This window comes from Candidatus Poribacteria bacterium, from assembly GCA_021295755.1.
Taxonomy (GTDB): Bacteria; Poribacteria; WGA-4E; order WGA-4E; family PCPOR2b; genus PCPOR2b.
In genome coordinates, this window is record JAGWBT010000128.1 from 4,418 (window position 1) to 13,401 (window position 8,984).

General features: G+C 47.8%; 7 protein-coding genes and 6 tRNA genes. 2 read left to right on the forward strand and 11 right to left on the reverse strand.

The annotated features are described in order from the left end of the window. Positions 1–41: 41 nt before the first annotated feature. The 11 genes from J4G02_17250 to J4G02_17300 form a co-directional block, all read right to left on the reverse strand. On the reverse strand, positions 42–308 hold the full coding sequence (locus J4G02_17250) for an RNA-binding S4 domain-containing protein (GenBank protein ID MCE2396298.1): 267 nt from the start codon (positions 306–308) through the stop codon (positions 42–44). After that, positions 281–2,728 (reverse strand): endopeptidase La, encoded by a 2,448-nt coding sequence (gene lon / locus J4G02_17255; protein ID MCE2396299.1) that lies wholly within the window; start codon positions 2,726–2,728, stop codon positions 281–283. The genes J4G02_17250 and lon overlap by 28 nt, the downstream gene beginning before the upstream one ends. Positions 2,729–2,789: 61 nt before the next feature. Further along, the gene (gene clpX / locus J4G02_17260) at positions 2,790–4,061 is read right to left on the reverse strand and encodes an ATP-dependent Clp protease ATP-binding subunit ClpX (protein ID MCE2396300.1); all 1,272 of its coding nucleotides are present in this window, start codon (positions 4,059–4,061) and stop codon (positions 2,790–2,792) included. A gap of 76 nt (positions 4,062–4,137) precedes the next feature. Next, the gene (locus tag J4G02_17265) at positions 4,138–4,749 is read right to left on the reverse strand and encodes an ATP-dependent Clp protease proteolytic subunit (protein MCE2396301.1); all 612 of its coding nucleotides are present in this window, start codon (positions 4,747–4,749) and stop codon (positions 4,138–4,140) included. Between the two features lie 43 nt (positions 4,750–4,792). Then, positions 4,793–6,094 carry a trigger factor gene (gene tig / locus J4G02_17270; GenBank protein ID MCE2396302.1) on the reverse strand — a complete coding sequence of 434 codons (1,302 nt, stop codon included), beginning with the start codon at positions 6,092–6,094 and terminating at the stop codon, positions 4,793–4,795. Positions 6,095–6,126: 32 nt separating this feature from the next. Beyond that, a tRNA-Leu gene (locus J4G02_17275) sits at positions 6,127–6,214 on the reverse strand. A gap of 12 nt (positions 6,215–6,226) precedes the next feature. After that, positions 6,227–6,300: transfer RNA gene (locus J4G02_17280), tRNA-Lys, on the reverse strand. A gap of 10 nt (positions 6,301–6,310) precedes the next feature. Then, a tRNA-Arg gene (locus J4G02_17285) sits at positions 6,311–6,384 on the reverse strand. Between the two features lie 81 nt (positions 6,385–6,465). Further along, positions 6,466–6,540, reverse strand: a tRNA-Pro gene (locus J4G02_17290). A 7-nt stretch (positions 6,541–6,547) separates the two neighbouring features. Then, positions 6,548–6,620 (reverse strand) — tRNA-His (locus J4G02_17295). Between the two features lie 11 nt (positions 6,621–6,631). After that, positions 6,632–6,708 (reverse strand) — tRNA-Arg (locus tag J4G02_17300). A 375-nt stretch (positions 6,709–7,083) separates the two neighbouring features. Between J4G02_17300 and J4G02_17305 the strand changes: the two genes are divergently transcribed. Then, positions 7,084–7,959, forward strand: a complete 876-nt coding sequence (locus J4G02_17305) for a DUF58 domain-containing protein (protein MCE2396303.1) — start codon at positions 7,084–7,086, stop codon at positions 7,957–7,959. A gap of 18 nt (positions 7,960–7,977) precedes the next feature. Continuing rightward, a partial coding sequence (gene der / locus J4G02_17310) for a ribosome biogenesis GTPase Der (protein MCE2396304.1) occupies positions 7,978–8,984 on the forward strand: 1,007 nt, incomplete at its 3' end.

The window sequence follows — 8,984 nt, forward strand, 5'->3', positions numbered from 1 at the left end:
ACAAAAAAATAGACCCCGATCTTCGACCGGGGTCTGAGAATCTACTCACTATCTTCTGATCCATTGATTCGCCGGTAGAGGGTTGAGGCTTTCCCTCTCGGCACATTGCCAGAAGGGACCTCCAGCACTTCATACACGGCGGGCTCTTCTTCCCTAAAATCAATGGACAATATATCGCCAACAGACAGTTCTTTGCCAGCCTTCGCTGGGTGTCCGTTGACCAGCACCCGCCCACGGCTACAAATTGAGTTGGCAACGGTACGACGCTTAATGAGGCGGCTCACCTGTAGGAATTTGTCGAGGCGCATCGGGTTACTTCAGCCATATCATCACCCTCTTGGGTGACATCATCAGACGAATCGGACTTCTTTAGAGCGAGATCCAGCACTTCACTCATATCACTGACCTTGTGAAAATGCAGGGCATCCCGAATTTCTTCAGGAATATCAGGGATATCCTTATCGTTCTCTTCCGGGATAATAACGTTCTTGATGCTATTGCGGTGCGCTGCGAGCACCTTTTCTTTCAGTCCACCGATCGGAAGGACATGCCCACGCAAGGTGATCTCACCGGTCATTGCAATATCCTTACGGACCCGCTGCCCCGTCATCGCAGAAATCATCGCAGTAGCGAGCGTAATGCCCGCCGAAGGTCCCTCTACGGGAATCGCGCCTTCAGGCACATGGATGTGGATATCCTGCTTATTAAACTCAAAATCAGATGGCACCTCAAGCGATTCCGCTTGAGAGCGGATGTAACCGAGCGCCGTCTGCACAGATTCACGCATAATTTCCTGAAGTCTGCCTGTCATGCTCAGTTTACCATCCCCAACCATTGTCGCAACTTCAATAGGAACGACATCGCCACCAGCCTGTGAAACAACTAAGCCCGTCGCAACACCGACCTCATCCTCTTTTTCCGCTTTTCCCTGTGCAAATTTCGGAGGACCGAGATATTCTGTCAAATCCTCGACACCGACCTCAATTTTGACCGCCTTGTCGCCGCTTTTTACAACCTCCTTAGCGACTTTGCGGCAGATACTGGTAATTTCACGTTCTAGGTTTCGGACACCCGCTTCACGTGTATACCGGTGAATGATGTCAAAGATTGTATCGTCCGGGAATTTGAGATTCGCCTCCTTGAGCCCGTGGGCTTCGATCTGCTTGGGTATCAAGAATAGGTTGGCGATTTTGTGCTTTTCATATTCTGTGTAGCCGGGGAGTTCGATAATCTCCATGCGGTCTTCCAGCGCAGGTGGGATTGGCTCCCGTGTATTTGCGGTAGTTATAAACATAATCTCCGAGAGATCGAACGCTACATCTAAGTAGTGGTCACGAAATGTCCCATTCTGCTCTGGGTCAAGCACTTCAAGCAGCGCCGACGCCGGATCGCCCCGGAAGTCCATACTCATCTTGTCGATTTCGTCTAGGAGGAAAAGTGGGTTTCTCGATTTTGCATCCCGAAGCCCTTGAAGAATTCGGCCCGGCAAAGATCCGATGTAAGTCCGGCGATGCCCACGGATTTCGGCTTCGTCCCGAACACCTCCCAAGGACATACGGACGAAGTTTCGCCCGGTTGCTCTAGCAATTGACTGACCCAATGAGGTTTTTCCGACGCCAGGGGGACCGACAAAACAGAGAATGGGGCCCTTGAGTTTCTTGACCAACTGGAGTACGGCAAGGTATTCAAGGATGCGTTCCTTCGGCTTTTCGAGCCCATAGTGGTCCTCCTCTAGTATTTTCTCCGCACCCTCTAGGTCGATTTCGCTTTCCGTCTGTTTGTCCCAAGGCAAAGCGATAAGCCAGTCGATATAGGTACGGATGACCCCCGATTCTGCAGACATCGGCGGCATCTGCTGTAATCGGTCAAGTTCTTTCAACGCTTTTTCTTGCGCTTCCTCGGTCATACCCGCTGTTTCAATCTGCTCCCGCAGTTCATCAATGTCTCCCTGTTCATCCCCTCGACCAAGTTCCTTTTGGATGGCTTTCATCTTTTCCTGAAGGTAGAACTCCCGATGCGTCCGCTCAACGGACTTACGCACCTGCGTATTGATTTTATCGTCCAATTTGAAAAGCTCCAGATCTTCCTGAAGCAGTTCGACAACAATCTGAAGTCGCTTAATCGGGTTAATCTCGTCCAATACCCCTTGCAGCCGATCCGCCTCCATACTGGTGAAGCTGGCAATTGAATCTGCAAGATGACCCGGCTCAACCTCTTTCTGGACAACCATCATCGCTTCTTCAGGCGTTTGGCGATTTCCTTTGATATACTCCTCAAAGGCCGCTATCGCTGTTTCCATCAACGATTTTGCTTGGTTTGATTGTTCCAATTCCTCGTGAACAATTTTTACCTCCGCTTGTAGAAACCCATCCGTTTCAAAGCAGCGTAGCACGATTGCACGGCTATAGCCTTCAATGGCAATCCGAATGCTACCATCGCGTGGATCATAAGAATCTGCAATGCTTGTAGCTGTACCAACACGATGAAAGCCATCGGGGCCCGGGTTTTCCTCGTCTTTGTCTTTTTGATTGAGCAACAGTACATCCTGATTTGCTTGCACGGCATATTTTGTCGCCCGGACTCCCATCTTGCGAATGACATTTAAAGGGGTACTTATACGAGGAAAGAAAACCTTTCCGGGGGTAGGAATCACCGGAAGTACAACAACCTCATCAGTCTGATCATCTTGTTCGTCAGTCTGACGGTCTTTGGTCGAATCTTGGCTCATAATGAACTCCTTGAACGTAGAACGTAATGCGTCATACGTAATTCGCTCATTTATTACTTTGCTAAGCAGTTAAAGCTTCTTGTTCGTCCTCATAAACTAGTACGGGCGGTTTATTTTCTAAAATAGCCTCCGCCGTGATAATACATTCTTTGACCAGTTTAGGAGAAGATGGTATTTCATACATGATATCTAGCATCAGGTTTTCCAAGATTGCCCTTAATCCTCTTGCGCCTGTTTCACGCCTTATGGCTTCTTGGGCAATAACTTTGATTGCATCTTCCGCAACATGCAGAGACACCTTATCATAATGAAGCAGTTGGGTGTATTGTTTTATAAGGGCATTTTGAGGTTCGGTCAAAATCTGGGTTAAAGCCGATTCGTCAAGATCATGCAGCACCGCAGCAACAGGTAGGCGTCCGACGAATTCCGGGATGAAGCCGTACTGAATTAAATCCTTTGGAGCAACCTGTGAGAGTGTTTCGTGGATCTTTCTTTCGCTCTTCGCTTGAACTGCGGATCCAAACCCTAACCCTTGGTGTCCCGTTCGCTGTTCGATAATTTTATCAAGTCCCACAAATGTACCACCGCATATAAACAAAACCTTTGAAGTATCCACCTCAATTAATTCTTGATGCGGGTGTTTTCGACCTCCCTGCGGGGGAACATTCGCTGTTTTTCCTTCCAAGATTTTCAACAACGCTTGCTGAACACCTTCTCCCGAAACATCTCTCGTAATCGAGGGGTTTTCGGATTTACGACTGATCTTGTCAATCTCGTCAATATAAATAATTCCTTGCTCTGCACGTGTGATATCACCGTCTGCAGCTTGTACCAGCTTTAGGATTATATTTTCAACATCTTCACCCACATATCCGGCTTCCGTCAGTGTCGTTGCATCGGTGATAGCGAAAGGAACATTTAGAATTCGTGCTAAGGTTTCTGCTAGAAGGGTTTTGCCTGTCCCTGTGGGACCAATCAACAGAATATTACTTTTTTCTAACTCAACATCTGACTCTGTATGAAAATGTAGTTTTTTGTAATGATTGTATACAGCAACGGCAAGAATTTTCTTTGCATCATCCTGACCAATTACATATTTATCAAGCTGTGCCTTAATTTCAGAAGGATGCGGGAGAGATAAGGAATCTGAAATTTCAGTGTATTCTTCCTCCTCTTCTACCCCATACAGATCAGCTAAGATGTCATTGCATAGTTCAACACACTCATCACAAACGTAGACACCAGATCCAATAGGGCTTGCAATGAGTTTGCGCACTTCCTCTTGGCTCTTATCGCAAAAGGAGCAGCGCTGGGCATCAATAATGTCCTGCATAAAAATCTCCCAATTTATTCACTAACGACTACAATATCGCTTTAGGCATGTATAAATCGTTTGATATCGATACACATTAGGCATCACGCCCAACTTCTTCAGCAGACCGACGGGAAGCAACTGAATCAATAATACCGTATTCGAGAGCCTCTTGGGCTGTCATATAAAAATCGCGGTCTGCATCCGTCTCAATTTTATCCGGCGATTGTCCCGTGTGCTCTGCTAAGATGGCGTATAGCCTTTCGCGCTCTCGTAGAATCTCCCTCGCATGGATATCAATATCAGACGCCTGACCGCTAATACCACTGGTAAGAGGTTGATGAATGAGGGTCTTGGAGTGTGGCAAGGCATACCGTTTTCCACTTGTGCCACCGGCAAGCAAGACCGCACCCATGCTGTAGGCTCGCCCGACGCACCACGTTTGTACATCAGGTCTGATATACTGCATTGTGTCATAGATTGCTAACCCGGCCTCTATACCGCCACCCGGAGTGTTTACGTAAAGCACGATATCCGCATCAGGATTATCACTCTCTAAAAAGAGCATCTGAGCCGTGACACTGTTCGCGACATTATCATCAATTACCGAACCAACTATAATGATTCGATCTCTCAGCAGTCGCGAGTAAATATCGTAAGAGCGCTCGCCGCGACTCGTTTGTTCCACAACAATCGGAACAAGATTCATGCTAAAATTTCTCCTCAAACCCTGACAGGATGCTTTTTTATTATCAAATAATCAGAGACTGTTTGGCAGAAGAACGTTGAATCAGAAGACGGTAAACCTTATCATTCCGCAGCGTGTCGCGAAACTCCTCCAAACGATTGCTCTCCCTCAACAAACTCGCATATTTTTGAGGGTCGCGATTTTGCTGTTCGGCGATACGCCGAATTTCTACATCCAACTCATCGTCCGTGACTCTAATATTTTCACGCTCGGCAATGACATCAAACATCCACGCCTGCTTCGTTTGCTTGATTGCATCCTCGCGCAATTCCGTCGGCAACTTTTCCATATCTATTCCCGCTTGCTCAGGAGTTTGTCCCTCTTGCCTTAATCGTTGGAGAATGTTTTGAACCGTTTGATGCACATGCTGATCAACAATAGATTCAGGAATATCAATCGCCGTTTTTTCGATTAGCTGTTGAAGGATGTCCTCTCGCTGACGATGATTGTGGATTGCCTTCTGCTCCTCGACAAGATTATTCCAAATTGCGCCCCTCAGTTGTTCGTAGTTTTCGTATTCCAGATCCTTTGCGAACTCATCATCAAGGGACGGTAGCTGTTTCTCTGTGATTGCTCGGAGCGTGACGTTAAACACGGCATGTTTACCAGCAAGTTCAGGATTGTCGTGATCATCATCGAAGTCCATTTCAACTTGTCGGGTCTCCTCCACGCGCATACCAATGACCTCAGCCTCAACTACTGGCAGCAGCATTCCCTTGCCAATGTCAATATCCGCATCCTGTTTGCTCCCATCGGTAATTGGCGCGCCATCGACAAGGCACTCCCAGTCAATCCGAACGGAGTCGCTTTCCTCGACAGCACGGTCTACTTCAAGCGGGAGGTAGGTCGCGAACTGTTCCTGTAACCGCTGAATATACTCATCCACTTCCTCACGGGGGACATTTGGCGGCGATTTATCGATGGTTAAATCTTCATACTCCGGGAGGACAAAATCAGGCTTGACATCAAGCGTTGCTTCAAAAACAAGTGGCTGCCCAGCCCTAAGTTCCATCCGGTGCATGGGCGGCGAGAGCTCAAGGTTGCCTAGGGGAATCAGCCGTTCAGAAATCAAAGCCTGTTCATAGGCGGGTGGGACGAGATTTTGGATGGCTTCGGCTTTGAGGTGCTCTGCAAATCGTGATTTAAGAATACTGAGGGGAACTTTTCCTTTGCGAAAGCCGGGGACTGATACCTTGGACCGTAAAGCCTGGCAATTGTGCTCAAGCTCTTGGCTCACTTCTTCAGCGGAAATTTCGATGCTTAAACGTACCTGACTGTTTCCCAGCTTTTCAACTTCAACCTTCAAGTAGACCTCCACATTATATCAAAAAAGGCGTTTGGTGGGCGAGGAGGGATTTGAACCCTCACGGGGGATAACCCCACTAGATCCTAAATCTAGCTTGTCTACCGGTTCCAACACCCGCCCACGTCAAAATAGTGCGCCGTGAAGGAATCGAACCTTCAACCGCCTGATTAAGAGTCAGATGCTCTGCCTGGTTGAGCTAACGGCGCAGAAGAAAAGCGCGCCCGGAGGGACTCGAACCCCCAACTTATAGATCCGAAGTCTATTGCTCTATCCAATTGAACTACGGACGCATGGTGTTAACTTCATTTCGGCGCGTGAGAATCGGACTACAATCACCCACCTCCGAAAAACGACGACATCTTTGTACTAAATCGGGGCGAGAGGATTCGAACCTCCGACCTTCTGCTCCCAAAGCAGACGCGCTAACCGGGCTGCGCTACGCCCCGAAAAAAGGGTGGATGATGGGATTTGAACCCACGACCACTTGATCCACAGTCAAGCGCTCTACCGACTGAGCTACATCCACCATAAAAGGGTTGGCACGCCCGGCAGGATTCGAACCTGCGACCACCTGATTAGAAGTCAGGTGCTCTATCCAACTGAGCTACGGGCGCATACAAAAGGCGAAAAAATAAGGTGGCAAAGGATTTACCTCCCCACCCTTCCGGATATTTTTGATCGGAGTACATTAACCGGGCCATGTTACACCCGTCTTTTTTCGGACTTGCTGCAAAAAGGTTTGGAAAATATACCACATTTTATGGGCAGTTGCAAGTCAAAATTCAGATTGATAGAGCGGGAAAACCCATTATCGCAGCACCCATCAAACGACTTGGGTATGGCAGAAAGTGTGATAGGACAAGGGAAATCTTTTATGCTCAAGACATTTGTCTGGCAGTTTAAGCAACGGTCTGGTAAAATAGTACGCCGTTGCAATAATTAATGACAACCTGAGTTGGTCTTTTGATTCGTTTGGAGGTGGACAACCAATGCCCCTTTTAGACGCAAAATTTCTCAAACAAATTACTCGCCTCCAAATCCGTTCCGAGGTTGTATCTCGGGGAAAGTTCAAAGGGGAACGGCGCAGCCTCAACCGGGGCGCGAGCGTTGAATTCGCAGATTATCGTACCTACGAACTTGGTGATGATTTGCGCCATATCGACTGGAATGTCTATGCCCGATTAGATCGACTCTTTCTTAAACTGTTCAATGCGGAAGAGGACCTTCCAATCTTCATCCTAATCGATAACAGCACCTCAATGGATTTCGGACAGCCTACGAAACTGGAGTGCGCCAAATGGGTTGCTGCGGCAGTGAGTTATATCGGTTTAATCAGTTTTGATCGCGTCTCTGTCTATACATTCTCAGATCAACTGATTCCTATTGTATCCTCCATGTACGGAAAAGCACAGTTTCCTAAACTGTCACAAGCCATTGAGGGAATTGACGGCGGTGGAGAAACACATCTGACAACGTGCTTGCAACGCTTCTTTACCGAAATAAAGGGACCCGGTGTTGGAATTATCATCTCTGATTTTTGGGATATGGACGGTTATGAGACAGCCGTTAAAGGACTCCTATCCCGAAGTTTCGACTTAACGCTTATTCATCTCCTCAGTGATGAAGAAATGCACCCACAACTTTCGGGCGAGTTGCAGTTAGCGGATGCAGAAACGGGACAGGCTAAAGAAATCACCGTCAATGAGGGGGCACTCGCGAGTTACACCGAGCGATTGAACGCTTTTTGTGAAACTTTGAAACGCTATTGCCTGAATCGCGGCGTGACTTATATTCGTATGAATCAGCAAACCCCCATTGAACAGTTCATTTTGCAAGATTTACGACGGAGTGGTTTTATCCATTAAGGGAAGGGAGGATAACGCATGACACACCCAATCGTAGCAATCGTTGGAAGACCCAACGTGGGGAAATCGTCCATCTTCAATCTGATTGCGAAAGAGCGAATTGCTGTCGTCCACGATCAGCCGGGTGTAACACGGGACCGGATTTACGCCGATGTCGAGTGGGGGGATGGTTATTTTACTATTGTGGATACCGGTGGTCTAGATCTCGATCCGGAGGATCCCCTTATTAACAGTGTACAGTGGCAGGTCGAAGTGGCTTTGGAGGAAGCGACGGTTATCCTGTTTGTCGTTGACGCACAGACAGGAATTATGCCGCAAGATCTGCTGATTGCGAACATGCTGAGAAAAACGGATAAAGAGATTTTTGTCGTCGTCAATAAAGCGGATAACGCTCGGTTGGAGACCGAGGGGACGGAATTTTACCAGCTTGCGCTCGGTGAACCCTTCTTTACCTCGTGCGCCCAGAATATGGGGATTAATATTCTGCTTGATGAAGTTGTGTTCGCCATGCCGGAAGCAGAGACTGAAAAGTCCGATGCAGTTACGGAACCGATTAAAATTGCTATCGTTGGTCGCCCAAACGCAGGCAAATCGTCTCTCATCAATGCAATTCTCGGCGAGGATCGGATGATTGTCGATGATCGTCCCGGTACGACACGCGACGCCGTAAATATCAGTTTTACCCATGACGCCGTGCCGTTTGAGTTAATTGACACCGCAGGGATGCGTAGGAAATCTACCATCAACAGCCAGCTAGAACAATGGACCGTCCAACGTGCCATCCGTAGCATTCGCAAAAGCGATATTTCATGGCTCGTCGTTGATGCTACCCGCGAAATTGCGCATCAAGATAAAACCATTGGCAGTTACATCGCTAGACAGGGCAAGCCGTGCATCTTAGCGGTCAACAAATGGGACTTAATCGCGAAAGATAATTCCACATTTAATAAGTTCGTCGACTCAATTCGACGCCAAATGCCACAGCTATTCTATGTCCCGTTGCTCTTTGTTTCAGCGGTTACGGA

Excerpts from the sequence above, each read along its gene's own strand:
- J4G02_17250 (MCE2396298.1), bottom strand. The coding sequence starts at position 308 with ATGCGCCTCGACAAATTCCTACAGGTGAGCCGCCTCATTAAGCGTCGT.
- lon (MCE2396299.1), bottom strand. The coding sequence starts at position 2,728 with ATGAGCCAAGATTCGACCAAAGACCGTCAGACTGACGAACAAGATGAT.
- clpX (MCE2396300.1), bottom strand. The coding sequence starts at position 4,061 with ATGCAGGACATTATTGATGCCCAGCGCTGCTCCTTTTGCGATAAGAGC.
- J4G02_17265 (MCE2396301.1), bottom strand. The coding sequence starts at position 4,749 with ATGAATCTTGTTCCGATTGTTGTGGAACAAACGAGTCGCGGCGAGCGC.
- J4G02_17305 (MCE2396303.1), top strand. The coding sequence starts at position 7,084 with ATGCCCCTTTTAGACGCAAAATTTCTCAAACAAATTACTCGCCTCCAA.